We start from the raw sequence: 22,756 nt of genomic DNA on the forward strand, positions 1-22,756 counted from the left end.
AAGAGCGTGGCCCGGACGTTCGATAGGAAAAGTCTTCAGCTCGTCCTCAGTTCCATGTTTTTGAAAATATTTCGATTTTTGACAGTATGGAAAATGTGATCTGAAATTATTTCAAGAATAGCATTTGTATTTTTTATAAGTCTGAGCTTTCGGGCGGCATAGTTCATTTTTATCACTTCGATAAAAGGATCTATATCCAGTCCTTTCATCGAAGAGATATTGGAACGATCCCGCGCGAGACGGCGTTTTTCATTTGAGGTTGTTTTGAAAACAGCGGAACAACAAATGAAAGGACACGACCATGGCTTCCAAAAACAGCTCCAGCATCAAGAAGGAAGACACCTACGACGCCCTGCGCGACAAGGGCTACAGCAAGGAAAAGTCGGCGAGAATTGCCAATGCGCAGGCAAACGACCACCAAGCGCCGTCGCGCAAGGGTGGCAAGGCCGCACCTTATGAAACCTGGACCAGGGATGCGCTTTATGAACGGGCACAGGAGCTCGACATCAGCGGCAGGTCTTCAATGAACAAATCCGATCTGATCGAGGCCTTGCGCGGCTGACAGGCAGCCGTGAAGACGGCGCTGCAACAATTCATGCTGTGTTGTCTGGAACCAAATGAGCGCAAGGCCGTTTACAAGCCAGACCGCGCAATTTGGTTCAGCGCGGTGTCCAAGTGTCCGAATTCCGGGCTTGATTCCATTCACGCGATGCGTGTCGCCCGTCATCAGGGCCTCACGCGATTGAAAACAGGAGCGACAAGATGGCAACTGCGAAGACTGCCACGGCATCGACCGCCAATCCTGCCAATGACACCGTTAGCGCTCGTGAGATCGAGGAAAACATCGAACGCATTCGCGGCGATATTGCCTCTCTCGCCGGCTCCTTGAAGAAGTACGGCGCGGGCAAGACGGATGAATACAAGACCAAGGCCGCCGAAGCAGGGCAGGATCTGACCAAATTGTCCCAGGACGCCTTGAGCGATCTGTCTGCTGAGCTGCAGAATTACGAACGCGCCTTCGTTGCTGAAGTGCGCCGTCGTCCGCTGCAGTCGATCGGCATTGCCGCCGGTGTCGGCTTCCTGATTGCAGCGCTGGTGCGCCGCTGATGCTCCTGCGCGCCCTTCCGCTGGCCTTCGGGGCTGTTTCGCGAGACTTCAATGGCATGGTTCACCGTGCCAAGCGCAATGCCGTGTTGGGCGGCATTGCGGCAGTCTGTTTCGCGACAGCCTATGTGGCCGGCGTGGTGGCAGCCGGCGCCTTTCTGGCGCCGGTGTTCGGCCCTGCGATGGCGGCTTTGCTGATTGCCGTCTTCATGGCCGTAACGGGACTGGTCTTCGTGGCGGTGCTCAGCTTCCTGAAGCACAAGGACCGAAGACGCAAGGCGCATAGTCAGGCTGCGCAGCGACTGGGCCTGGCTGCTGCCATTTCCGTTCTGCCACAGCTCACAAAATCAAAAGGCCTGATGATCACCGCCGCTTTGGGCGGTCTGGCCTTTCTGGCAGCGCAGGCACGAGGTGACGAAGAGCGCGGCTAACCCATTGCCGCGCCTTCTTGCCGGCCACTGGAGCAAACAGTAATGACAGCGCAGCCAGACCGACCCGCAGTAACAGGACTTGTTCCCCCCGTAACAGTAGGCGAGGCTGTCAGATCGGACCCGGTTGTCCGCTACTCGGCGGCCATCCTGTGTGGCATCGTGGTGATTGCTTCCCTTGATCTTGCCCAAGTGTTTTTCGCACCGGTTTTCCTGTCGGTGGTTGTCGGCACGATCTTCGGACTTCCCATGGAAAGATTGTCTCGCCTGGGCGTGCCGAGCTGGCTCTCGGCAGGGGGGATGGTGCTCGTCTTTATCGCTCTGATGCTGACCGCCGGGGCGGCTTTCGTCGTACCGCTGTCGGACTGGCTCGACAGGCTTCCGCTCATCTGGTCACGGCTGCAGGCGCAACTGGTCAGTTGGCAGGGATTCTTTTCGTCTGTCGCGAGCCTGCAGGAAGACCTTCGCAGTGCCATGGGCCAGAAGGGCGGCATGCAGGTGAGTGTCGATGATAACTCCGCGGTAGAAAGCGTTTTCTATTTCGCACCGGCCTTCATGGCCCAGGTGGTCCTGTTCCTGGCAAGTCTCTATTTCTTTCTGCTGACGCGCCCGCATCTGCGCAGGGCAGCGCTCCAGCTGTCTCCCGACAGTGAAGGCAGGCGTTGCATTGTGACGGCATTTCGGACAATCGAAGCGCGTCTTTCCACCTATCTGATCTCCATCAGCGTCATCAACGCGGGGCTCGGCGTGGCCGTGGCGCTCACCATGTGGCTGCTTGATGTTCCCTCGCCACTGTTGTGGGGGATGCTGGCCGGCGTCTTGAACTACGTCGTCTATCTGGGGCCGGCGATCATGGTCCTGGTGATGAGCGGCATCGGACTTGCGACGGGGTATACGGCGGTGGAGATCCTGACGCCGCCGCTGGCCTATCTGGTTCTCAACCTGATCGAAGCGCAGTTCGTCACGCCAACCGTTCTCGGCCGGACCATGACGCTGAACCCCTTTGCGGTTTTCCTGGCAATTGCCTTCTGGATCTGGATGTGGGGACCGATCGGCGGATTCATCGCCGTGCCGTTGCTGCTGGTTGTGGTCAGTGTGCTGGAGATCATCAACAACACAGACCAGTCCGAAGAGCCCGGGCGTTCCGAACCTGAGCCCGAGCCCGGCGCATCTCACTGACCAATCGCAAGCCTGCGCGAACCCGCGGACATGACAAAGGCCACCCATGCCGGCGTTCAAATGCCCGCGGGTTCAACGTTGTCGCCGGTTTCTTCTTTCAGGAGCGGATGGAAGGTGACGCCCAGGCAGCAATTGCCTCATGTCGTGGGTGAGGGTGGCACCGGTTCTAGGATCCAACAGGTGAAACGCTCAATTTGTCATTTGCCGGATTGCTGGCCGGGTGGGGCCATTCCAGCGGGGTCGTGTCGCTCGTCGTCATGGATCAAGACAAAATAAAAGCCGCCTGGAGAAGGCGGCTTTTCAACGATTTTGCGTCATGAACTCTTTACTCGGTATTGAATGCCAGCATGCCGTGGGAAATCGGCCAGCCGGTACAGGTGGTTACGCGCGTGCCGGAGACGCAGCGCATCGGGCGGCCATGCACGTCGGCAAGTTCAACCTTCAGGTCGCCTTTGGGAGCGGCCTTCTGTTCAACTTCTACCGGTGCGGGCGTGTTGCTGTTGTGAGCGGTTTCCGCGTCCGCTTCATTGGTGAAAAGGGGTTCTGCCACAATCAGGCTGGAAGCCAGAAGGGCGGCAACGGCGATTGCCGTAGGGGCGTTGGTCGGAATTCGTTTGCGATGCGTGAACATGGTGTCTACCTCCGCCTAGTAAACTCCCGAGTTAAGAAAAGGTTTCACGCTTCTTTTCGACAACAGAAGACGCTGACATCAAAGTGGAAAATTAACTGCAGCGATAACTTATGTTAATGCGGAGCGATTGATTTCGTGTCATCGTGCGGAAAGTCAACAAGTCTGACGATGAGAACCCTCGTGACAATGGAAACCCCAAATGCCGTGCCGGTAATGCGCGGCGCTGCCTTGGTTGTCGAAGACAACCCGATCATCGCGCTCGATACGCAGATGATGCTGGAAGAGCTTGGGTTCTCGCCGGTGCAGACGCTCGCAAATCTTGCGGAAGCGGCGGAAACACTGGCAGCTCAGCTGTTCAGCTTCGTCATTCTGGATGTGAAGATCGGCGACGATACCAGCCTGGCTTTTGCCAGCCAGCTGCTGGAAAAGGGGACGAAGTTCATCTTCGCCAGCGGTTACAGCGATCTCGACCCGCTGCCCACGGCGTTCGAGGGGCAGGTGGTCCTGAGCAAGCCCTACACCAAAGCCCAGATCGGCGCCCTGATCTGACGCGCTCGTTTTCGCTGGAAGATGCCTTTCAAGCAAACGTGAAGATGTCGGCCGCCGCTCAGATGAGCGGGCGGCACTCATCGGCCATGCTCTCGTATGAGGCAAGTTTTTCCAGAGCATCCCTGTCCAGGATCCGGATGCGGTCCTTGGCCCAGCTGATCAGCCCCTTTTCCTGAAGCTTGCGGAGCGTACGGCTGGTGTGAACCGGTGTGATGCCAAGCGCATCAGACAGATGGCTTTGGGAAAACGGTGCATCCAGCGCCTGATTGCTCGCATAGCCGATGGTTTCCGCGCGGTCGTATAGATGCAGGATGAGATAGGCGAGCCGTTCCAGGGCAGAACGTTGACCCAGGCTGATGATGTGCCCGTCCAGGATCTGTTCCTCGCGGGCTGCGATCCAGGTCATTGAAAAGGCGAGGCTCGGGTAGTCCTTGAAGATCGACCAGACCCTGTCGCGCTGAAAGACGCACAAGGTGGTGTCGGTAAGGGCGGTGACCGTGTGCTGCATCTCGTTCAGGACGGCAAGCTGAAGGCCGACAAGATCGCCCGGAAGGGCAAAGTTCAATACCTGCCGCCTACCATCGGCCAAAGCCTTGTGACGAAACGCCCACCCATCCAGAATGGTGTAGAGATGCGGGCTCTTGTTCTCTTCCTGAACAATGGTCGCTCCGGCTTCGACCATCAGTTCACCGGTCTTAAAATCCGAAATGAAGTCCAGTTCCTTGTCTTCCAGCGAGCGGAATACGGATTTCCGTCTGAGGGGGCAGGTTTGGCAATTGGTTTGAAACGGGACTGTTTCGGTCATTCAAATGGCATCTCCATTGGCAATCCATCAAAACGCCTAGAACTGCTGCTGGTTCCCATTTGAGGCAGAAGAACAGGGGAAAGCAAGTCCGTCCGATGCCGGACGCGAATACTGCTTGCAAAAGAAAGTCCTGCAACGGCTGACAATTGATGGCGAAAATGCAAAAGCCGGGCGTCCCGGCGGGCTGAATGCCGAAAGGGACGAGCCGTACGGACCTTGCAACTGTCCGCACGGCGGGTCTTGAGGCTGTCTAGGGCCGCAGGATGGTGTAACCGTCTTCGTCCAGCTCCATCAGAGTGACGGCACCGGCGGGAACGACTTCGACACCTTCCAGAAATTCGATGTCCTTGCCTTCGTTCCTGGCCATGGCCTGGCGGGTGTTGTCGCAGGCCTCAAAGGCGACATTCGGCATGCTTTCCACGAAGGATTTCATGCGATCCGAAACGGGAGACGTATCCGCCCGGAACATGTGCAGGCCCGCGTTGAAGGCAACAATCTTGATATCGGCCTCCTCGCCGATTTCAGAGTAGTGGCGCGCCACATTGGACGCGACGTTCAAGACGGTGTTCATCTTCTGCGGATCATTGTCGCTGATCTGCAGGGCAAGCTTGTGGATGCCGTCGTCTGCCAATACGGCAGAGCCAAGCATCAGCAGGGCCGAAGCGGCCACTGCCAGTCTTGAAAACATTCCCATCGTTTCCTCCTCCTAACGCCGCAGGATATCCTGCGGCGGCCTTGCGCGGGCGGCCTTTCTTTCACGGGCCGTTGCCGCAAAACGATGTCAGTCGACGCCTCCCATGCCGGAGGCCTCGTCGTCGTCGACGGATCCCGGGGTCACGTCGAGTATACGGGCGCGCATGGTGATCTCGACCGCGCTGTCCTTGCAGTCGCTCATGCAGGGTTCGGCCTTGGCAGCATAATGCGGCTCTTCGGCGCGATCGTCAGCGATGAAGTTTTCCTCGTTGGGAAGACGGATCTCCAGGAAGTTGTCTTTCGACAATTCGAAGTCCTCGTCCTCGACGATGTCGTTCAGGTAAAGGAGATAGGCCGTCAACGCGTAAACGTCGTCATCCGACAGGGAACGGGCGTTGCCGTAGGGCATGGCGCGGCGGACATAGTCGTAGACCGTGGACAGATACGGCCAGTAGGAGCCGATGGTCTTTTCCGGGCGTTCCTCGGTCAGGGTGTCCTGGCCACCGGCCAGAACCGGCCAGCGGCCGACACCTTCGCCAAAATCGCCGTGACAGACGGCGCAGTTGTCCGTGAACAGCACTTCGCCATCGGCCACCGTACCGGAGCCTTCCGGCAAGCCGCTGCCGTCGGGGCGTACGTCGATGTCCCAAGCGGCGACCTCGTCTTCCGTCGCCACACGGCCAAGGCCGAAGATGCCACCTTCACGGACTTCGGACACTGGTGCGGCTGGAGCCTCCGCTGCCGTGTCGGCGCTGGCGGTTTCCGTTTCAGTGGCAGCAGGTTCTGCGGCGCCCTGCTGGTCGGCGGGAGCAGCAGCACTGGAGAAGGTGGCCAGATAGGCAATCACGTTGTCCAGGTCTTCCTGCTTCTTCAGACCGGCAAAGGCCATCTTGGTGCCTTTGACCATGTCTTTGGGCTTGGTCAGATAGGTCGTCAGTGTTGCCTCGTCCCAGACGAGCCCGCCATCACCGGCCTCGATCATCGCCTTGGAATACTTGTAGTCCTCAAGCGATCCTGCGGTACGGCCGAAAATCTCGTTCAGTTCCGGACCGACCTTGTTCTTCGCACCTTCCCCGACCGCGTGGCAGGCAGCGCATTTCTTGAAGACCTTTTCGCCTTTTTCTGCATCTCCCGCCTGGGCCGTCGCGACAAGCAGGGGCAGGGTGGCGAGCACGGTTCCAAGGCTGAGGGCTTTAAGAAACTTCGACATTTTCCACCATTCCGTCTGCTTTGACATACCAGGTCTGGATGCCGTTGTTGTGGTAGATCGAGTTTTCGCCGCGGGCGGCACGCAGCTCGTTCTTGGTTGGCTGGAAGAAGCCGTGCTCGTCCATCGCGCGGGACTGGATCAGCATGTCCGAGCCGTCCCAGTCGATGTCCAGGTAGAAGCGATGCATGGCTTTCGACAGGCTCGGGCCGTCGAGGCGGGCGGTTTTCCAGTTCCGGCCGCCATCAAGCGACACATCCACCCGCTTGATCCGTCCGTTGCCGGACCAGGCGACACCGGAGATGACCATCGGTCCCTTGCCGTGGCTGATCGGGGCCTGCGGGCTCGGTGAGGTGATGACGGACTTGGGATCCATCACCCAGGTGAAGCGGCGGGCCTTGCCGTTCTCCAGAAGGTCCGTGTATTTGGACGTTTCCTCGCGCTGGTGCCAGGGTTCGTCGCCGACTTCGATCCGGCGCAGCCATTTCACCCACATGTTGCCTTCCCAGCCGGGCACGACCAGACGCAGCGGATAACCCTGTTCGGGACGCAGAGCCTCACCGTTCATCTTGAAGGCGACCAGGCAGTCGTCGAGGGCCTTTTCCATCGGGATGGACCGGGTCATGGCCGAGGCATCGGCGCCTTCCGGCATCACCCATTTGGCGTTGGTCTTCAAGCCTGCCTCTTCCAGGATCAGTTTCAGCGGCACGCCGGTGTACATCACGCAGTGAACCATGCCGTGTGTGTACTGACAGCCGTTGAGCTGGGAGCCACGCCACTCCATGCCGGAGTTGGCGGCGCATTCCAGGAAGTAGACCCGGTTCTCGCGCGGGAAGCGCTTCAGGTCTTCCATGGTGAAGACGAGGGGGCTGTCGACCAGACCGTTGATCATCAATCGATGATCTTCAGGATTGATGTCGGCAATGCCGCCGTGGTGGCGCTCGAAACACAGGCCGTTGGGCGTGATGATGCCGTCCAGCTCGTGCAGCGGTGTGAAGTTCACCGAACTCTCGGTGGAGGCCGTCAGCCACTCCACGTCGCGGCGGACCACATGGGCCTCGTATTCCGACGGCGTGCCATAAGGTCGCGCCTGCACACCGTCACCGAGGTACCGGTTCCAGTCCTGTATCTCGGTGATCAATGGATCGCCGGCCGCGCGCGCGGCACCAGCCGTGCCTGCAACGGCGCCTGCGGCGAAGCCTGCTTTCAAGAGGGAACGCCTGGAAAGACCCGGCGTCTTGGAGTTGGTTTTGTCAGTCATGATCGTGTCCTCAGGATCTCTGAAGAAAAGGCGTCATCCTGCCAGCTTGACGGACTGGTTGTCCGGCAGGCTGACCACGGGATTGCTTGTGAGATAGGCTTCAACGACTTCGGAAATGGGCGGGCCTTCCGTGCCCTCGTTGACCGAAGCCCAGCCGGCAACGACATATTCCCTGGCGGGGTCGATGGCTTCTCCGGTGGCGAGCAGGGTCATGCCCGAGATGCGCTCGCCGATTTCCTTGCCGGGATCGATGGTGTAGCCCATGCCGCCAACGCGGACCATGTCACCACCCTGCTGGTAGTAGGGGTCCTTGTTGAAGAGGTTGTCGCCGACATCCTCCAGAATGTCCTTCAGCATCTGGCCCGTCATCGACGAACGGTAAGCGGCCGGATAGGTCATGGCGCAGGCGTTATGGACATCCTCGAAGGTGATGTCCTGGCCCGGCAGAAGCGATGTCCCCCAGCGGAAGCCGGGTGACAGGGCAATTTCGGCGTCGCGTTCGGTCAGAAGTGCCTGGCAGATCAGATCGTCGAAGGTGCCGTTGAAGTTGCCGCGCCGATACAGGAGGTTCTCGGTCTTGCCGAGAACGCGGGCGAGGTCCGCTTCGTAAGGCGCGCGAACCTCATCGATGAGCGCAGCCATGTCCGCATCTGGCGTGATGACGTCGGAGAAGATCGGGATCAGGCGATAGGCATACCCGGCCAGCTTGCCGTCCTGAATGTCGAGATCGACCCGGGAGACAAACTTGCCGTTGGAGCCGGAGGCGATCACCAGCGTGTTGTTGACGATGACCGGTTCCGGCAGGGCGTCGTGCGTGTGGCCCGTCAGGATGACGTCGATACCGTCAACGCGCGAGGCGAGCTTCCGGTCGACATCAAAGCCGTTGTGCGACAGCAGCACGACGATTTCGGCGCCCTCGTCGCGAGCCTCGGTCACATGTTTGGCAATGTCTTCCTCGCGGATGCCGAAGGACCAGCCGGGGATCATCCAGCGCGGGTTGGCAATCGGCGTATACGGGAAAGCCTGACCGATGACGGCGACCTTGGACCCGCCACGTTCGAACATCTTCCAGGCTTCGAAGGCGGGCTCGTCCCATTCGTTGTCGTAGATGTTGGAGCCGAGGAAGGCGAAGGGCAGACTGTCGATGACTTCCTGAACCCGGTCGGTGCCGTAGGTGAATTCCCAGTGCCCGGTCATGGCGTCGGGCTCGAGCGAGTTCATGATCGTGATCATGTCTTCGCCTTGGGTGACGTTGGATGTGTAGCTGCCCTGCCAGGTGTCGCCGCCATCCAGCAGGAGAACGTTGTCAGCGCCGCGTTCGGCGCGAATGCGCTTGATCACGGTTGCGACCCGGTCCATGCCGCCCATCTTGCCGTAGCTCCTGCCAAGGGAGACGAAGTCTTCCGAGGTCAGCGCATAGGCATCCGGCGACCCGGCCTCGATGTTGTAGAGCTTCAGGAAATCGGCACCGGTCACGTGTGGAGGTTTGCCGTTAACGTCGCCGATGCCCAGGTTGATGGACGGTTCGCGAAAGTAGATCGGCTTCAGCTGGGCGTGGATGTCGGTGATATGCACCAGCGTGAGCTTGCCTTTCGGGTCCATCCCCAGGAGCTGGTCTTCCGTCAGGGCTTGCTGGGCCATCAGCCGCGACCACGATCCTGCCATGCCCGATCCGAGCAAGGCACTTGTCGCGGTTGCCGCCATCAGGAACTCACGTCTTGAGAACATCCTCAGTTACTCCAAACCAACGGCCGATGCCCGGCCGGTTGCACAGTTTTCCCGTTGAGGCACGGCGACGCCGTGCACCCCGGTTATCCCACGTTCGGGACATTGATGTTTTCAGCCCTCTGTTTCCGCCTGCTGGCCGGGCGGGAATTCGCCGGCGACAGGAAAGAAACCGGCGCGGTGGCTGCGACCGCGCCGGAGTTTAAACGGTCAGCCTACTGGCGAACCGCCGGGGTTTCGATGCCGAGCCCCGAGCCACGCCAGGTCACATAGACCTCCAGAGCCATCAGCTCATCGGAGAAGGCGGCCGGGAAGGCTGCCCGCGTATCGCGGATACATCCGCGGAAGCGGTTGTGCAGGGAGACAAGGTCCGCCTGCTTCAGACGATAGGTCGGGAACCCGTTGACGCTGCCCTGGCTGAGGTGGTCAGCCCGGATGTAGTTGCCGTTGTAGTTCTCGTGGCAGGTGGCACAGGACAGGTTCAGCTGACCCGTGCGGGTGTAGTAGAGCTCCTTGCCCTTGTCCCACCAGGTCTGCATTTCGCCTTCGCTCAGATCGACTTTCATCGGCATGCCAAGCGACTGGTGCTTGATGTAGGTCGTCAGAGCCTTCTGATCGGCCGCGTCGAACTTGTAGGGCTCAGCCTGCATGTTCTGTTCACGGCACTGGTTGATCTGAAGCTCGATGTTGAACGGCTTGCCGGCGTCCTCATTCCACTTGGGATAGCTGGCGCCGAGACCCTTGAGGAACTCCTCGGAATCCTCGTGGCAGGAGGCGCAGGACTTGCCAGCAGCACCGTCCACGGTGTTCCAGATTTCCTCGCCGCGCTCCACATAGAGCATACCCGGGTTCTGGAAGCTGTCGGCCTCCAGATCACGCGTTTCTTCCGTGCGGTAGTGCCAGCCCGAGATCAGTTCGTCGAACGGGTGCCCTTCCGGCGCCGGTACACGGGTCATGATCTCCACTTCCCCGTCGATAACGAGCTTTTCGTCAACCGGCCCCCCGGCCAGGCTTGCGCTTGTGCCGACCATCGTTATTGTGAACATGGTGGCTATGCGTTTCGTTCTATTGGCCAAATCGTCTCCTCCCGATTTGAGCGATCCCTGGAACATCCTGCCTTCAACAGACTGCAGATACGATGTCCCGACACTCTCGATGCACCCTGTCCCGGGCTTTTCAGTCCATGCGGACGTCACAGCCGCGGATGCAGGGCCGCCGCCTATTCAACAGTGATCTTGTTCTCGGATTCGTAGACGCTGCCGTCGTCATCGACCCAGGTGAACTTGAACGTGCCGGTTTCATTCACCTTGGCGCTGAACTCCATGTAGGGGTTCGCCGAGACGGCCGGGTCCATGTCACAGGAAAACACCACCTGTCCGTTGAACTCGCAGGTGAACTTGTTGATGATCTGGCGCGGAACGAGGTTGCCCTCCTTGTCCTTGCGCTGACCGGATTCCATCGGGTGGCTGATAAGCGTCTTGATGGTGATGACTTCGCCCGCAGCTGCCTTCTTGGGCACTTTCACACGCGGTTTCGGATCTGCCATGATTTGGTTCCTTCGTATCCCTGATCTGCTTGCCGGGCGGCGGTTCGGCTAAAGGCCGGTGCCGGTCCTGCGGACAAGCCGCTTGCGCTGTTGCGGATTAGCCGCCGCAGCCGCCGATGGTGACTTTCACTTCCTTGCGGTCGATGAAGGTGGAGCCATCGTTCATCTTGGCGACCGCGATGACGTTCTGCGTCTTGGCGAGCCGGATGCGGGTCTTGGCTTCGGCAACACCGCTCATGGCAGTGAAGTGGAACGTGGCAACAGCCGGGTTGGGGTTGCCGTCGGCCAGGATCAGGACAGACTCAACGAAGCTGTCTGCCGTCATCGGGCTGTCGACGGATACGCCGACCGGCACCGTGTTGCCGTTCTCGGCAATTTCCGGCGTGTCGAGGGAAACTGTTCCCTCCTTGGGATCTGCTCCGCCGGTGAAGGCCTTGATGGCCTCTTCGGTCTGGTCGGTTGCGGCGAAGGAAACCCGCGATCCGGCGGCCACGAATGCAGCGGCTCCGATCGTGAGACCAAACACCTGGCGTCTTGTAAAGCTCATCTCTTGCTCCTTGAAACCCGAGATCAATTCTCTTTCAGCGTCATGAGATAGGCGACGACGTCCTCTACCTCTTGCGCTGACAGGATGGTTTTGCCGGCGAATTCCTCGTCGACGTTGATGCCCACCTTCAGGGTGTAGAAACCGGGCATGATGGTCTGTTCGCCGAAGACGTCCTTGCTGTTGACCACGATGGCGCGCAGTTGCGCCTCGCTCCAGCGGTCGGCGGCACCGTCGAGGACGGGGCCGACTTCGCCGTGGAACAGCTGGTCGCTGAGATCGGCATTGGCATGGCAAGCCAGGCAGTTGCCCTTCTTGCGGTCGGCGAAGGCTTCGCGTCCGGCCTGCGGGTCTCCCTGAACGCCCGTCAGGGATTCGGACAGTTCCATATCGACGATGGGAACGCTGTCCGGAGCAACCGTTCCGGCGGCCGCTGCGGAAGCGGCCAGGACGGCTAGGCCGGCAAAGGCCGCCGGCAGGCTGAAATGTGTCGCGCCCTTGAACATTGTGTCGGCTTTCCTCCTCAGTGCGGAACGGCCGGCTGTGGTGCCGTTTGCGTTCCTTCGGCAGGTCCGATTCCCCAGCCTGCCTGTCCTCCTCATATTAAAAGATATGATTTTTTGCATATGTTATGCAATAGGCCTTTTGCCGTATCCGGCATAAACCTGTTTTATCCGCTCTTCCTATTCCGCGTCGAGGCGGCCTTTTTCGCGCAACTCGTTGATTATGCGGGCATGATACTTCTGGAAATGCTCGTCGCCTTCGTAGCCTTTTTCCTGAACCCAGCGAAACATGTTCAGGAAAGTCCACTTGCCGAAGGCGCCAGGCATCGTCGCAACGGCCACTTCCGACACGGTTCCCTCGCTTGGAACCTCTTCCGGAAGGAACACGATTGTGGGTGTGAAGACATAGCCCCATTTGCGCGCGGCGGTCTTTTCGGTCAGTTCTTCGCCGTCCAGGTCGATCACTTCCTCGTCGCCGAACATGTTGTATTGCACGACCATGAAGTTCTCTTTGATGTAGTCGGTCACTTCCGGGTCGGAGAGGATCTTTTCGTGCATCTGGCGGCAATAGATGCAGCCGCGTTGTTCAAAGATGATGGCAAGGCGCTTGCCTTCTCCTGCCGCGGTTTCAATGTCTTCGCCTATGTCGCGGAAGGTTACGGTGAACCAGGGCTGCTTGTGCAGGCCATCGTCGCCGAGCGTTGCGGCGAGCGCCGTTGTGGTCAGGGCCGCCAAGAGCTCGACTGCCAGCACCAATTGTTTCCAGATACGCATGTCATTGTCCTCCCTGGACCGGAAATGGCCGGTCAGCCGATTTGTGAGAAAGCCGGGAAAGTTTCGAGCAGCCAGAAGGCGATTGCCGACATCTGCCCGGTGATGAACAGCAGGCCGGTGAGCACCAGAAGGCCGCCCATGATCTTTTCCACCGTGCCCATGTGTTTGCGGAAACGGCCGGCCAGTTTCAGGAACCGGCTGGCAAATGCTGCCGCCAGGATGAAAGGCAGACCGATGCCGAGTGCATAGACCGCAAGCAGTCCGGCGCCGTGCCAGGTGGTGTCCGACGATCCGGCAACGAACAGGATTGCCGCCAGAACCGGGCCGACGCACGGTGTCCAGCCGAACGCGAACGCCAGGCCCATGACGAAGGCTCCAACCAGACCCGCGGGCTTGCGTTCCACATGAATGCGGGCTTCGCGGAACAGGAGCCCGATGCGAAAGACACCGAGAAAATGCAGGCCCATGACGATGATGATCGCGCCTGCAACATAAGACAGGATATCGTAGTAGCGGGCGATCGACTGGCCGATGACGCTGGCCGTTGCACCGAGGGCGACAAAGACGAGCGAAAAGCCGAGCACGAAGGCGATCGCCGCCAGAATCACCCGGCGACCCGTTTCGGCCGTGGCCGTGTCGCCCTTCAGTTCATCGACGCTGACACCGGCCAGGTAACACAGGTAGGGCGGCACAATCGGCAAGACACAAGGCGAAATGAATGAAAGCAGACCTGCCAGAAAGGCAGCGCCCAGAGAAACATCGAGCATTCATTTCCTCCCAGAGAAACTCGATCTTCGGTTGCTTTAAAATATTCAAAAGTTCCTATATATTGCAATGGAAGAAATGTGGAGACTGCAAAATGTCCGTCGCGACACGTGCGATGATCCTTGCCGGAGTGTTGGTTTCCGGCCTGTTTCAGGCGTTGCCTGCCTGGAGTGCCGAGCTGGTCATGCTTGAGCAGCCGGGGTGTGTCTGGTGCAAGCGCTGGAACGAGGAAATCGGCATCGCCTATCCGAAGACGTCGGAAGGCCGGCAAGCGCCGTTGCGCCGCGTTGATATTACCGACGCCTGGCCGCAGGACCTGGCCGGCATACCGAAAGAGCGGATGACGCCAACCTTCATTCTGGTGGCCGACGGCGTTGAAATCGACCGTCTGCGCGGCTATCCGGGAGAGCACTTCTTCTGGCCGCTGCTGACCGATATGTTGGGAAAGCTTCCGGACACGAGCAAGTGATGCTGTTGATCCGGTGCTGAAGTTGAGGCATGAATCTGAAAAGCGGTTTTGTGCGCTGCAATGGCAATGCTGAAAAGGGTATGGGTTCCGGATGATACTGCCGGCCTTTGACAAGAACCTGGATGCGAAGGACCTCGACCTGCTGATGGAGCAGGCGCGGAAGGCGAGCGATCTGCTCAAGGCCCTTTCGCACGAAGTGCGCCTTGTCATCCTGTGTCTGCTGTCCGAAGGCGAAAAGTCGGTTTCCGAGCTCGAAGAGATCCTCACAATGCCGCAGGCCGCGGTTTCCCAGCAGCTTGCACGGCTTCGCCTGGAAGGCCTTGTGCAGTCGCGGCGCGACGGGCGCATGATCTACTACAGCCTCATGAACGATGAGGTGAGTTCGATCATTTCGAGCCTTTACGAGCTGTTCTGCAAGGACGTGCGTGCACCTGAAAAATAAACGCAGGTAGCGCAACATACGGGCGTGCGATGCAGCAACGAGTTCGATTGCTGCAAATTTCGCTGCCTGCTACGGTTTGAAAAATCGCCGAAAGAGCGAGTACGGGAAACGCGGCCGGAATAACCGGCGGAGGGTAGGACGCGCATGGTCAATCTCGATCCGGCGGTGCTGACACCGCTTCTGGGTGTGCTCGCGGGGTGCGTGCTGGGGTTCGTTGCCAGGTCAAACCACTTCTGTACGCTGTCGGCCCTGGAAAGGCACTGGTACGCGGGCGACAGCAGCGCGCTCAGGACCTGGGTGCTTGCTTCCGTATCCGCACTGATCGGCACACAGCTGCTCGTCGCCTTCGGCATGGCCGACACGGCTGCCTCCTTTTACCTGTCACCGGAATTTGCCTGGACGGGCGCCATTCTCGGCGGCTTCATGTTCGGCATCGGCATGGCGCTTGTCGGCACCTGCGGTTTCGGCGCGGTTCTGCGTCTGGGTGGCGGCAGCCTCCGGGCGCTCGTGGTGCTGACGGTCATCGGCCTGTCGGCACTGGCCGCCCAAAGGGGCATCGTCGGCATCGTGCGAGTGCCGATCGTTGATGATCTTGCCGTTTCCTTCACCGCAAGCGGCAGCCAGTCCATGGGCGACATTGTCTCGACCCTGGTGGGCATGAAGCTGCAGGGTGTGGTTGCCATCGTGCTCGCTTTGGCCGGTCTGTTCTGGATCTTCAAATCGGCGTCCTATCGCCGGCAATGGAGCAAGATCGGAACCGGTGTTGTCATCGGCGGCGTGATCGCCTTCGGCTGGTGGGCGACAACCTTCCTTGCGGGACGCTCCTTCGATCCGATCCAGATCGAGGCCGGATCCTTCGTGGTACCGGTCGGTGACACCATCATGCAGCTGATCACCTATACGGGGACCCTGCCGGATTACGGCGTCGGTCTGATTGCCGGTACGCTGGTCGGCGCTGTGGTCGCAGCCATGTGGAAACGGGATATCCGCTGGGAAGCGTGCGACGATGCACGCGAACTCGGCCGCCATCTTCTGGGGGGCACCCTGATGGGTGTCGGCGGCGTGTTTTCCATGGGCTGCACGGTGGGGCAGGGCATTACCGGCTTTTCCACGCTGGCGATTTCTGCGCCCATCGTGATGGTATCCATGGCACTCGGTGCGCGGGTCGGGCTTGCCTGGCTTGTGGAAGGCAACGTCCTTGCCGCCTTCCAGCGCAACCAGGGCAGTGCCCATCACTCGGCGGCGGAGTGAAACCCGGCACCTTTCATCCGGCAGTTCAGGCTGCGACGAAACTGTAGGCATCGCCGGTGCGTTCCACGTGCCCTCCACCGGGGTGGGGGAAGTGGTAACCGATGACGCGGGAGCCATCTTGCGCCAGTCGGTCGAGCAGCGCCTTGCGGGTGGCAATGCCCATGTCGCGGTCCTGATCGGAGCCGGAGGCCCAGCCGGGTTTTTCGAACGAAATCACCGTGTTGGAAATCGCGTCGCCCACCACCAGCAGGCTCTCGGATCCGCCGTGCAGCATGTAGGACATGTGCCCCGGAGTGTGGCCCGCCGTGTCGACCGCCTCAACGCCTGGAAGCACTTCCTGGCCCGGCTTGATCATGTTCACCCGGTCTTCGATCACGTCGAAACGCGCCTGTGCCCCGACCACGAAACTCTTGCGCTCCTCCGGCGTCTTGGCCAGCGTATCGTCGGCGCGCCAGTAGTCCCATTCGGCCTGTGGCATCCAGATCTGCGCTTCCGGGTAAAGCGGATCGTCGAAATCGTCCAGGATGCCCCAAAGATGGTCCGGGTGGGCGTGGGTGAAGACAATGTCGGTGATGTCCGACGGATCGATACCGGCTTCCGCCAGGTGGTCCGGCAACTCACCTGCCGTCGACTGGAAATTGGCGCCTGATCCGACGTCGAAGAGGACTATGCGGTCGCCGGTGCGGAGCAATGTGATGTTGCAATCCGGTGTCAGAGCGTCTGTGGCAAGGCCATGGGGTTTCAGCAGCGTCGCGATCTCTTCTTCGCTTTGCTCTGGCAAAATGAAGTTCATCGGCAGGGTCAGATGACCGTCGGAAAAGACGGTGATGTCGTGTGCGCCGAGGGTCAGGTTCGCAGTTGCAAAGGCAGGCGTTATCCGGCTGGCAAAACCCGCGGTCGCAAACGCGAGGCCTCCGGCAAGAACGTTGCGTCTCGTCAGATCTTTCCGAAATTGCCCGGACATGGCATCCTCCACATATTCAAACTTTTGAATTTATCTATGTTTCATTGAGAGAGGTCAATGCCCGTTGAAGCGAAAGGGCACCAAGCTGGTGGCAATCGAGGACGCAGTGTGCCCGGGAGGGGCCCATGGACCTGACATTTCTTCTGGACGAAATTTCCGAGCCCTGGTTGCTGGCAATCGGCGGGCTGGTTGTCGGCGTCCTTTTTGGCGCCTTTGCCCAGCAAAGCCGCTTTTGCCTGCGCGCTGCCAGCCTGGAATTTTCTCGCGGTGCGCCGAAGGACCGGTTGCCTGTCTGGCTCCTGACCTTTTCCGCGGCGGTTCTGTGTACGCAAGTGCTGATCCACCTGGGCGAAGTGCAGGCAAATGAAGCCCGCCAGTTGGCGTCGCCGCAAAGTCTTTCCGGAGCTTTGCTGGGCGGGTTGATGTTCGGCACCGGCATGGTGCTGGCGCGCGGATGCGCAAGTCGTCTGCTGGTGCTTTCGGCCACCGGCAATCTGCGGGCATTATTGTCCGGGCTTGTCTTTGCCGTCGTCGCCCAGGCGAGCCTGCGTGGCCTGTTGAAGCCGGTGCGCGAATGGTTTGCAGGTCTTTGGACGACAGGGGATATCGGCGGCAACAATCTGACCGAGATGCTGGGGCTGAGCACATCCGTGACGCTTGGTTTCACGGCGCTCTGGCTGGTGGCGGGGCTTGTCTTTGCCTGGCGGTCGAGGGTGAAGGTCTGGCAGCTGGTGGCGGCAGCGGGCGCGGGGCTGGCAATTCCCCTGGCCTGGTGGTTCACATCCGCCATGGCCCGGCAGGCTTTCGACCCCGTGCAGGTGGAAGGCGTAACCTTCACCGGACCGTCCGCCGATGCCCTGATGCTGGTTCTGTCACCACCGGGCGATCTGCTTGATTTCGATGTCGGCTTGGTGCCCGGTGTCTTTCTGGGCTCGTTCCTGGCGGCTTTCGTGACGCGGGAACTCGCCCTGCAGGGGTTCGAAGGCGGCAAGTCGATGGCGCGCTACCTCACCGGAGCAACGCTCATGGGGTTCGGCGGCATGCTTGCCGGCGGCTGTGCCGTCGGGGCCGGTATCACAGGAGCTTCCATCTTCGCGCTGACGGCGTGGATCACCCTGACCGCCATCTGGCTGTCTGCCGGTGTTGCCGATCGCCTGCTGACAAGCTATGACGCCCGGCGGCAGACGGTCGTTGGGTCTCCTGCAGCAGAACAGGTGAAAACCGCAGCCTGAAGGCAAAGCAGGAAGAGGCCTTGCCTGCCGGGAGCTGACGGGTTCAAGGCCCTTATCGGCCTATCATGGTTTCTTCTGTTGCCGGACGGGTGAACTGGTCGAATTCGGAAACGAAGCGGGCACTGATCCAGCCGCCGGTGGACAGTTGATACCAGACACCTTGCGGCCCAGAGACGATACGGCAATCGGAAATCTTGACCTTGTCGCCGATCTGCACCCGGCCAACGGCTTCCGCGTCGAGAGAAGGGTTCTGGCGAACGTTGACGTCCCGCGCGATGGTGCGCTCCCACGAATTCCAGTCCGTCAGAACGGTCGGTGTTTCCTCGCCGATGTCGTAGTCGATGACATCGCTCGTCCAGTAGGCGTATTCGGTCGTCAGCGTGCCGCCGTGGCAACTGGCTGCATCGGCAAGCAGCGCATTGGTCACTTTCGGCAGGGTATCGTCGAAAGGTCCCGGCATTGCGCACCATGTGGGGGCGTCATACCCGCCCTTCGCACAGGGCAGCGAACCGGAGGTGATGCGCATGCCGACGGTGCCGTCTTCGGAAAGTTCGACCGTGCAATAAGCAACGCCATTGTGGCTTGCGGCGATACGGCGTGACCCCAGCTGCTGGATCAGATCTTCCAGCTTGGTTTCCTGCGGGTTCGGACCAGACCCGTCAATTGCGCCGAATTCATATTCGACTTCAGATTTCCTGATTGAATTGTCTGCCTGGAAAAGCTGGGTGCACATGGCGCCAACCGTGTCCATGTAAAGGGCGCTCTTGTTGATCGGGTCGGCAATCGTGCCGGCAGAAACCGGCGTCAGGCCCATCGCATAGGACCGAATGCCGCCAGCCAGATAAAAGAAGCTGTCGGCAGTACGGTGGGACAGGGCCTCCTGCAGCAGAATGGACGGGGCAATGCCGCCCTTGATCAGCTTGACGTAGGTCTGCGTCACTTCGTAGGCCAGATTCATGGCTTCCTTGACCGCCACAAGCTGGTTGGCCTTCTCCTCCGGCAGGAACGCCATGTGGTACCCGAGTGCCGCGCCAGCTTCCAGAAAGCGGATATCGCCGCCATAAACAGCGTTGCGCGGGGTAGCTGCCAGGGTGAAGGCGAGCGCGCAGGCGGACAGGCACTCGTTACCGTTGAGAACGAAGACACCGTTGAGATCCGGGTCCTGCGAGCCGACGTTGTATTGCAGATACTGGCCGATGCGGATGCCTTCCAGAAAGCTGCCGCCGGGGCTGTCGAAGACGATGAATTTGCCCCAGGTGCCGTCGAGAGCAGCCTTCAGCTTTTCCAGATCGCCTTTTTCGATAACACCGGAAATCAGGAATATCGTTCCCTGCAATTCATTGACCACGCTGCCGGCAGACCCTTTGCCCGGATACAACGGTTTCAATTGTGCCAATCGCGGTGCGAGATCGGGACGCTGAGTAATCTCGGCGGCAGAAAGCTGCGAAACCGAGAAAACCAGCGAAAGACAGAAAACGATGGATTTGAGCAACATGGGTACCGTCGACTGCTGAGTGAAGCGGGCGCCGGGCCGCCCCGATGATCTTGACCAAATGAGGTCCGGGAAAGGGCCCGTTTGCGATGCCTGAAAGTGAAGTTTGAGGCCTGCTTGAGCAAGCCTGCAAGGGATTACTGCCGGATTTCATAATCCTGATAACCGGCCGCCCAACGGGCGCTGCGATTGGCGTTGTCCGCGGTCCAGACCTTGTTGAGGCGGCCGGAAAGTTCCTTCATGAAATCGATCTTGTCGCCGATCGGCTCGAATTCGCCGTTGGCAGCAAGAAGGTTTTCCAGGTCCACCGGATCCTCGGTCACGATCGCCAGCAGCTTGCCCTTGCCCGCCGGTGCCTCTGCCTCGAAGCTGAAACCGTAGGACGGGTCGGGAACCGTGAGCGCGGAGTTGGCGCGGATGCGGCCGGTCTTGCCGGCGGAGCGATCCTCATCGGTCGGGAACAGAAGCACCAGATCGTCTTCGACGGTGAGGTCGAAAAGGGTCAGGTAGCCATCGACCGCACTGGTGAGCTGGAATTGCACCTCGTCACCGATCTGGTGCACGGAGCCGGGCAGGATGGAGACCTTGATTTCCTGCGAGGATTGCTCCGGAAGCACGTCGGAAACATCGTCGGCGGTATTTCCGGTTACCGTCTGGACAGGGCCTTCGGCCGATGCCGGTTGCAGAATGAAGGCTTCGTTGCGCGGCGACATGTTCGGCGTGAACTGCAGATCACGGCAATCCTCCACGCGCTGGCACCATTGCTCGGTCCGCGGACGCAGATAGTTCAGAAGTTCCGCGGTGGTGACACGGCCATTGCCGTTGAGGTCGGCCTCGCGCGTGCGCAGACCCCGGATCAGGTTCTGGGTAAAGATGCCCGAGCCGTTGGTTTCCCAGGCCAGCTGGTGTGGCAGGGCAGCAGACAGGGTCAGGTGCACGTTGGTTTCGCGCGCCAGAGGCTCTTCGTCACGCACCACCGGCAGGGATCTGGAAACGCCCGAAAACGGCAGGTAACGCGCTTTCGCATCAAGACCCTTGGAAACAAGATCCGGAACGACATCGCGGTTGACCGTGCCTGAATGGCAGGAATCGGCGATCAGGATCACTTCTCGGCCCTTCAACGTGGACAGCGCGGAGGCGATCTCGTCATCAGTGAGCATATCCTCGGCCCTTGCACCCCTGCGGCCGTAATCGGTCGGGACGAAGGTTTCATCGAGGCCGTCTTCCTCGTCGCCGTTGCGATCGGGAACCTGCGAGCCGTGACCGGAATAATAAATGATGACGCGGTCACCGGGGCGCGTTTCACTGGCGAGCCAACCGGTGATGGAACCCAGAATGTTGTTCTTGGCCGCGCCTTCTTCCACCAGGATGCGGACATCGGAGGATGCAAAGCCCCAGTCGCCCTTGAGGAAATCCGCCATTTGGCGCACGTCGTTGGCAGGGCCAGAAAGCTGCGCGTCCGGTTCCAGATAGGGGTAGACGCCGGCGCCGATCAGCAATGCCTTTTGCGCGGCATGAACCGTGCCGGCGGACAGGCACAGGCACATGGTTGCCGCGAAGGCCTTGAGGTATCCGGTTTTCACTGAAGGTCTCCCTTTGCGCGCGTATAAAGCCCGACCCAGTCCAGGCCGAAGGACTGGCCGTCGAGCGTGTGGCCGATTTCCTTGGCCAGGGCGGCGAGATCGTTGTTTTGTTGTGCGTCCTGAACCGCATCCACGAGATCGGGCATGGGGGACGGCGTGGTGATGGCGATGAGATGGTCGGCGCCGAAGGGCGGGATCACCGCGGATCGGAAGCTGTCAGTCCGGCCAAGCCGGAGCTTGCCTGCAGCCAGACCGCGCTTGCCTCTGCGAACGGGGCCGACCAGTTGAACTGCCCCGTTTGAAGCGAGGTTGAACAGGACCACATTTTCGTTGCCGGACGAGCGGATCGAGAATGTCACCTGCTCACCTTCGACATAGGTCCGGCTGCCGTCGGAAAGGTCCAGTTCCGGACCTTCGGTTTCGGCAAATTCGATCAGGAAGGCAAGGAAACGCCATTTGTCGACGGTCGCCTGCAGGGCCTCGGCGGAAGGCGGGGCGGGAAACGAGGCGATCACGTCGCCGGTCTTGTAGACCAGCGAAGCGCCGTCGCCGTCATAAATCAGATCGGCCTCAGCCTTGCTGTCGACCTTGCGGATGCCTGACAGGGCGGGAATTGTCTCGCCGGGGTCGGCGTAGAGCGTCAGTTCCGGAAATCCGGCGCTCGGGGCAGGCGTGCCGGCAGCATCATGCAGCAGGATTTCCAGGTCCCTGGATCCGGCATTGACCTCCGGCCGTTGCCGCCGTTCGGTATGGCGCTTGACCGAGCTGTTTACGTAACGCTTCAGCTCGGCCGTGTTCAAAACGCTGTCGCTGTCACCGTCCGCTTCACCCTCGAGAGCGCGGGAAAAGGCATAGGAGAGCGCACCGCGCAGCTCTTCGCCGATCCGCACTTCCTGGGTGACCTTGTTGCGGTCCTGGGCATAAAGCCAGATGACATTTTGAAGTGCATCTTCCTCAACTTCGCCAAGTTGCCTGACCCGCTCGGCGATCCGGTCCGAGGATTTGTCGACCCGAACATCGGCAACGCGCACATTTACTTCGGCGCGGAAATCGGCTGCCCGGGCCATATCGCCTGCAAAACAGCTGTCGGCGACGAAGACGACGGTTGCTTCCTCTTCTTCGGCCAGCAGATGGCCGACCTCGTTGTCGATGATGCGCTCGTTGACACCCGGGCCGGTTTCGTCGAAGCCCGCCAGCAGGAACATGTTGTCGAGTTCTTCGTGCCCGGGAAGGATCGCTTCCTGCCGGGCACCGTGACCTGCATAATGAAACACCAGCGTATCCCCCGGGCCGGCAAGTTCCGTCAGCTCCCGCCACGAGGCAAAGACGTTGTCCCGCGTGGCTTCGGCATCGGTCAGCAGAATGACCTTGCTGGCCTCCAGCTTTTCCAGTGTTCCGGCAACATCTCTCGCGTCATTGACGGCGCCCTTGAGGTCGGTGATGTGCTGGTAGTCGTCAATGCCGATGACGAGGCCGTAGAGATTGCCTGCAAATGCGGGAAGCGGCGCGGCAAGGCCTGCTGCAAGCACGAGGGCAGGGGCAAATCCCGGCACCCGCTTTTTCAGGAAAGCCGCGGAGGCCGGCAGAATGGATCTGGTCATGCGGGCCG

25 protein-coding genes are annotated in these 22,756 nt (G+C 60.1%); 9 read left to right on the forward strand and 16 right to left on the reverse strand.

Features of this window, described 5'->3' with window-relative positions; all coding sequences use genetic code 11:
- Positions 1-301: 301 nt before the first annotated feature.
- The 4 genes from ACYQ6M_RS02500 to ACYQ6M_RS02515 all read left to right on the forward strand — a co-directional run bounded on the left by ACYQ6M_RS02500 (position 302) and on the right by ACYQ6M_RS02515 (position 2,711).
- Positions 302-562, forward strand: coding sequence for a DUF7218 family protein (locus ACYQ6M_RS02500; RefSeq protein WP_023003217.1), 261 nt, complete (start codon positions 302-304; stop codon positions 560-562).
- 200 nt (positions 563-762) lie between these two features.
- Positions 763-1,107, forward strand: coding sequence for an ElaB/YgaM/YqjD family protein (locus tag ACYQ6M_RS02505; RefSeq protein ID WP_023003218.1), 345 nt, complete (start codon positions 763-765; stop codon positions 1,105-1,107).
- A complete protein-coding gene (locus ACYQ6M_RS02510; protein ID WP_023003219.1) occupies positions 1,107-1,535 on the forward strand; it encodes a hypothetical protein in 429 nt (142 codons plus the stop codon). The genes ACYQ6M_RS02505 and ACYQ6M_RS02510 overlap by 1 nt, the downstream gene beginning before the upstream one ends.
- 42 nt (positions 1,536-1,577) lie before the next feature.
- Entirely contained in the window at positions 1,578-2,711 is a 1,134-nt protein-coding gene (locus tag ACYQ6M_RS02515; protein WP_460071946.1) for an AI-2E family transporter, read from the forward strand.
- A 325-nt stretch (positions 2,712-3,036) separates the two neighbouring features.
- Here ACYQ6M_RS02515 and ACYQ6M_RS02520 read toward each other — a convergent pair whose 3' ends face one another.
- Positions 3,037-3,342, reverse strand: a complete 306-nt coding sequence (locus ACYQ6M_RS02520) for a hypothetical protein (protein WP_055656123.1) — start codon at positions 3,340-3,342, stop codon at positions 3,037-3,039.
- Positions 3,343-3,528: 186 nt separating this feature from the next.
- Here ACYQ6M_RS02520 and ACYQ6M_RS02525 point away from each other — a divergent pair, with 186 nt between their 5' ends.
- On the forward strand, positions 3,529-3,891 hold the full coding sequence (locus ACYQ6M_RS02525; RefSeq protein ID WP_229005921.1) for a response regulator: 363 nt from the start codon (positions 3,529-3,531) through the stop codon (positions 3,889-3,891).
- Between the two features lie 58 nt (positions 3,892-3,949).
- Here ACYQ6M_RS02525 and ACYQ6M_RS02530 read toward each other — a convergent pair whose 3' ends face one another.
- The 11 genes from ACYQ6M_RS02530 to ACYQ6M_RS02580 form a co-directional block, all read right to left on the reverse strand.
- On the reverse strand, positions 3,950-4,696 hold the full coding sequence (locus ACYQ6M_RS02530) for a Crp/Fnr family transcriptional regulator (RefSeq protein WP_152505682.1): 747 nt from the start codon (positions 4,694-4,696) through the stop codon (positions 3,950-3,952).
- 250 nt (positions 4,697-4,946) lie between these two features.
- Positions 4,947-5,384, reverse strand: coding sequence for a DsrE family protein (locus ACYQ6M_RS02535; RefSeq protein WP_209017846.1), 438 nt, complete (start codon positions 5,382-5,384; stop codon positions 4,947-4,949).
- 93 nt (positions 5,385-5,477) lie between these two features.
- On the reverse strand, positions 5,478-6,599 hold the full coding sequence (locus tag ACYQ6M_RS02540) for a c-type cytochrome (RefSeq protein ID WP_460071948.1): 1,122 nt from the start codon (positions 6,597-6,599) through the stop codon (positions 5,478-5,480).
- Positions 6,583-7,857: a sulfite dehydrogenase gene (gene soxC, locus ACYQ6M_RS02545; RefSeq protein ID WP_460071950.1), complete on the reverse strand. Its 1,275-nt coding sequence runs from the start codon at positions 7,855-7,857 to the stop codon at positions 6,583-6,585. Before soxC ends, ACYQ6M_RS02540 begins: the two co-directional genes overlap by 17 nt.
- Positions 7,858-7,890: 33 nt before the next feature.
- On the reverse strand, positions 7,891-9,585 hold the full coding sequence (gene soxB, locus ACYQ6M_RS02550; RefSeq protein WP_460071952.1) for a thiosulfohydrolase SoxB: 1,695 nt from the start codon (positions 9,583-9,585) through the stop codon (positions 7,891-7,893).
- Between the two features lie 212 nt (positions 9,586-9,797).
- Positions 9,798-10,628, reverse strand: coding sequence for a sulfur oxidation c-type cytochrome SoxA (soxA, locus tag ACYQ6M_RS02555; RefSeq protein WP_460071954.1), 831 nt, complete (start codon positions 10,626-10,628; stop codon positions 9,798-9,800).
- Positions 10,629-10,801: 173 nt separating this feature from the next.
- Positions 10,802-11,128: a thiosulfate oxidation carrier complex protein SoxZ gene (gene soxZ, locus ACYQ6M_RS02560; protein ID WP_023003230.1), complete on the reverse strand. Its 327-nt coding sequence runs from the start codon at positions 11,126-11,128 to the stop codon at positions 10,802-10,804.
- Positions 11,129-11,225: 97 nt separating this feature from the next.
- Complete coding sequence (gene soxY, locus ACYQ6M_RS02565; RefSeq protein ID WP_023014500.1) at positions 11,226-11,675, reverse strand: thiosulfate oxidation carrier protein SoxY; 450 nt, start codon at positions 11,673-11,675, stop codon at positions 11,226-11,228.
- A 23-nt stretch (positions 11,676-11,698) separates the two neighbouring features.
- The gene (gene soxX / locus ACYQ6M_RS02570; RefSeq protein ID WP_075282328.1) at positions 11,699-12,178 is read right to left on the reverse strand and encodes a sulfur oxidation c-type cytochrome SoxX; all 480 of its coding nucleotides are present in this window, start codon (positions 12,176-12,178) and stop codon (positions 11,699-11,701) included.
- A gap of 177 nt (positions 12,179-12,355) precedes the next feature.
- Entirely contained in the window at positions 12,356-12,949 is a 594-nt protein-coding gene (locus tag ACYQ6M_RS02575; protein WP_023003233.1) for a SoxW family protein, read from the reverse strand.
- A gap of 32 nt (positions 12,950-12,981) precedes the next feature.
- Positions 12,982-13,716, reverse strand: a complete 735-nt coding sequence (locus ACYQ6M_RS02580; RefSeq protein ID WP_460071957.1) for a cytochrome c biogenesis CcdA family protein — start codon at positions 13,714-13,716, stop codon at positions 12,982-12,984.
- 92 nt (positions 13,717-13,808) lie between these two features.
- On the opposite strand from ACYQ6M_RS02580, the gene ACYQ6M_RS02585 reads away from it, so the two are divergent.
- The 3 genes from ACYQ6M_RS02585 (at position 13,809) to ACYQ6M_RS02595 (ending at position 15,876) form a co-directional block, all read left to right on the forward strand.
- Positions 13,809-14,183 (forward strand): regulatory protein SoxS, encoded by a 375-nt coding sequence (locus ACYQ6M_RS02585; RefSeq protein WP_023003235.1) that lies wholly within the window; start codon positions 13,809-13,811, stop codon positions 14,181-14,183.
- Between the two features lie 91 nt (positions 14,184-14,274).
- Positions 14,275-14,625, forward strand: coding sequence for an ArsR/SmtB family transcription factor (locus ACYQ6M_RS02590; RefSeq protein WP_023003236.1), 351 nt, complete (start codon positions 14,275-14,277; stop codon positions 14,623-14,625).
- Positions 14,626-14,769: 144 nt separating this feature from the next.
- The gene (locus ACYQ6M_RS02595; protein WP_055656114.1) at positions 14,770-15,876 is read left to right on the forward strand and encodes a YeeE/YedE family protein; all 1,107 of its coding nucleotides are present in this window, start codon (positions 14,770-14,772) and stop codon (positions 15,874-15,876) included.
- Between the two features lie 25 nt (positions 15,877-15,901).
- On the opposite strand, the gene ACYQ6M_RS02600 is transcribed toward ACYQ6M_RS02595, so the two are convergent.
- Positions 15,902-16,840 (reverse strand): MBL fold metallo-hydrolase, encoded by a 939-nt coding sequence (locus tag ACYQ6M_RS02600; protein WP_460071960.1) that lies wholly within the window; start codon positions 16,838-16,840, stop codon positions 15,902-15,904.
- Positions 16,841-16,965: 125 nt separating this feature from the next.
- Here ACYQ6M_RS02600 and ACYQ6M_RS02605 point away from each other — a divergent pair, with 125 nt between their 5' ends.
- The gene (locus tag ACYQ6M_RS02605) at positions 16,966-18,072 is read left to right on the forward strand and encodes a YeeE/YedE family protein (RefSeq protein WP_460071962.1); all 1,107 of its coding nucleotides are present in this window, start codon (positions 16,966-16,968) and stop codon (positions 18,070-18,072) included.
- 52 nt (positions 18,073-18,124) lie between these two features.
- On the opposite strand, the gene ACYQ6M_RS02610 is transcribed toward ACYQ6M_RS02605, so the two are convergent.
- The 3 genes from ACYQ6M_RS02610 to ACYQ6M_RS02620 form a co-directional block, all read right to left on the reverse strand.
- Entirely contained in the window at positions 18,125-19,567 is a 1,443-nt protein-coding gene (locus tag ACYQ6M_RS02610; protein WP_460071964.1) for an SH3 domain-containing protein, read from the reverse strand.
- 134 nt (positions 19,568-19,701) lie between these two features.
- Positions 19,702-21,147: a caspase family protein gene (locus ACYQ6M_RS02615; RefSeq protein WP_055656105.1), complete on the reverse strand. Its 1,446-nt coding sequence runs from the start codon at positions 21,145-21,147 to the stop codon at positions 19,702-19,704.
- On the reverse strand, positions 21,144-22,748 hold the full coding sequence (locus ACYQ6M_RS02620; protein ID WP_460071966.1) for a caspase family protein: 1,605 nt from the start codon (positions 22,746-22,748) through the stop codon (positions 21,144-21,146). The genes ACYQ6M_RS02615 and ACYQ6M_RS02620 overlap by 4 nt, the downstream gene beginning before the upstream one ends.
- Between the last annotated feature and the right edge of the window lie 8 nt (positions 22,749-22,756).

The sequence above is a fragment of the Roseibium sp. ROS1 genome, from assembly GCF_054658215.1.

Coding starts and splice junctions, on each gene's coding strand:
- ACYQ6M_RS02580 (WP_460071957.1), bottom strand. CDS start 13,716: ATGCTCGATGTTTCTCTGGGCGCTGCCTTTCTGGCAGGTCTGCTTTCA.
- ACYQ6M_RS02605 (WP_460071962.1), top strand. CDS start 16,966: ATGGACCTGACATTTCTTCTGGACGAAATTTCCGAGCCCTGGTTGCTG.
- ACYQ6M_RS02575 (WP_023003233.1), bottom strand. CDS start 12,949: ATGCGTATCTGGAAACAATTGGTGCTGGCAGTCGAGCTCTTGGCGGCC.
- ACYQ6M_RS02525 (WP_229005921.1), top strand. CDS start 3,529: ATGGAAACCCCAAATGCCGTGCCGGTAATGCGCGGCGCTGCCTTGGTT.
- soxB (WP_460071952.1), bottom strand. CDS start 9,585: ATGTTCTCAAGACGTGAGTTCCTGATGGCGGCAACCGCGACAAGTGCC.
- ACYQ6M_RS02520 (WP_055656123.1), bottom strand. CDS start 3,342: ATGTTCACGCATCGCAAACGAATTCCGACCAACGCCCCTACGGCAATC.
- soxZ (WP_023003230.1), bottom strand. CDS start 11,128: ATGGCAGATCCGAAACCGCGTGTGAAAGTGCCCAAGAAGGCAGCTGCG.
- ACYQ6M_RS02590 (WP_023003236.1), top strand. CDS start 14,275: ATGATACTGCCGGCCTTTGACAAGAACCTGGATGCGAAGGACCTCGAC.
- ACYQ6M_RS02540 (WP_460071948.1), bottom strand. CDS start 6,599: ATGTCGAAGTTTCTTAAAGCCCTCAGCCTTGGAACCGTGCTCGCCACC.
- ACYQ6M_RS02595 (WP_055656114.1), top strand. CDS start 14,770: ATGGTCAATCTCGATCCGGCGGTGCTGACACCGCTTCTGGGTGTGCTC.
- ACYQ6M_RS02610 (WP_460071964.1), bottom strand. CDS start 19,567: ATGTTGCTCAAATCCATCGTTTTCTGTCTTTCGCTGGTTTTCTCGGTT.
- ACYQ6M_RS02505 (WP_023003218.1), top strand. CDS start 763: ATGGCAACTGCGAAGACTGCCACGGCATCGACCGCCAATCCTGCCAAT.
- ACYQ6M_RS02510 (WP_023003219.1), top strand. CDS start 1,107: ATGCTCCTGCGCGCCCTTCCGCTGGCCTTCGGGGCTGTTTCGCGAGAC.
- ACYQ6M_RS02535 (WP_209017846.1), bottom strand. CDS start 5,384: ATGTTTTCAAGACTGGCAGTGGCCGCTTCGGCCCTGCTGATGCTTGGC.
- ACYQ6M_RS02585 (WP_023003235.1), top strand. CDS start 13,809: ATGTCCGTCGCGACACGTGCGATGATCCTTGCCGGAGTGTTGGTTTCC.
- ACYQ6M_RS02600 (WP_460071960.1), bottom strand. CDS start 16,840: ATGTCCGGGCAATTTCGGAAAGATCTGACGAGACGCAACGTTCTTGCC.
- soxA (WP_460071954.1), bottom strand. CDS start 10,628: ATGTTCACAATAACGATGGTCGGCACAAGCGCAAGCCTGGCCGGGGGG.
- soxY (WP_023014500.1), bottom strand. CDS start 11,675: ATGAGCTTTACAAGACGCCAGGTGTTTGGTCTCACGATCGGAGCCGCT.
- ACYQ6M_RS02500 (WP_023003217.1), top strand. CDS start 302: ATGGCTTCCAAAAACAGCTCCAGCATCAAGAAGGAAGACACCTACGAC.
- ACYQ6M_RS02515 (WP_460071946.1), top strand. CDS start 1,578: ATGACAGCGCAGCCAGACCGACCCGCAGTAACAGGACTTGTTCCCCCC.
- ACYQ6M_RS02530 (WP_152505682.1), bottom strand. CDS start 4,696: ATGACCGAAACAGTCCCGTTTCAAACCAATTGCCAAACCTGCCCCCTC.
- ACYQ6M_RS02620 (WP_460071966.1), bottom strand. CDS start 22,748: ATGACCAGATCCATTCTGCCGGCCTCCGCGGCTTTCCTGAAAAAGCGG.
- soxC (WP_460071950.1), bottom strand. CDS start 7,857: ATGACTGACAAAACCAACTCCAAGACGCCGGGTCTTTCCAGGCGTTCC.
- soxX (WP_075282328.1), bottom strand. CDS start 12,178: ATGTTCAAGGGCGCGACACATTTCAGCCTGCCGGCGGCCTTTGCCGGC.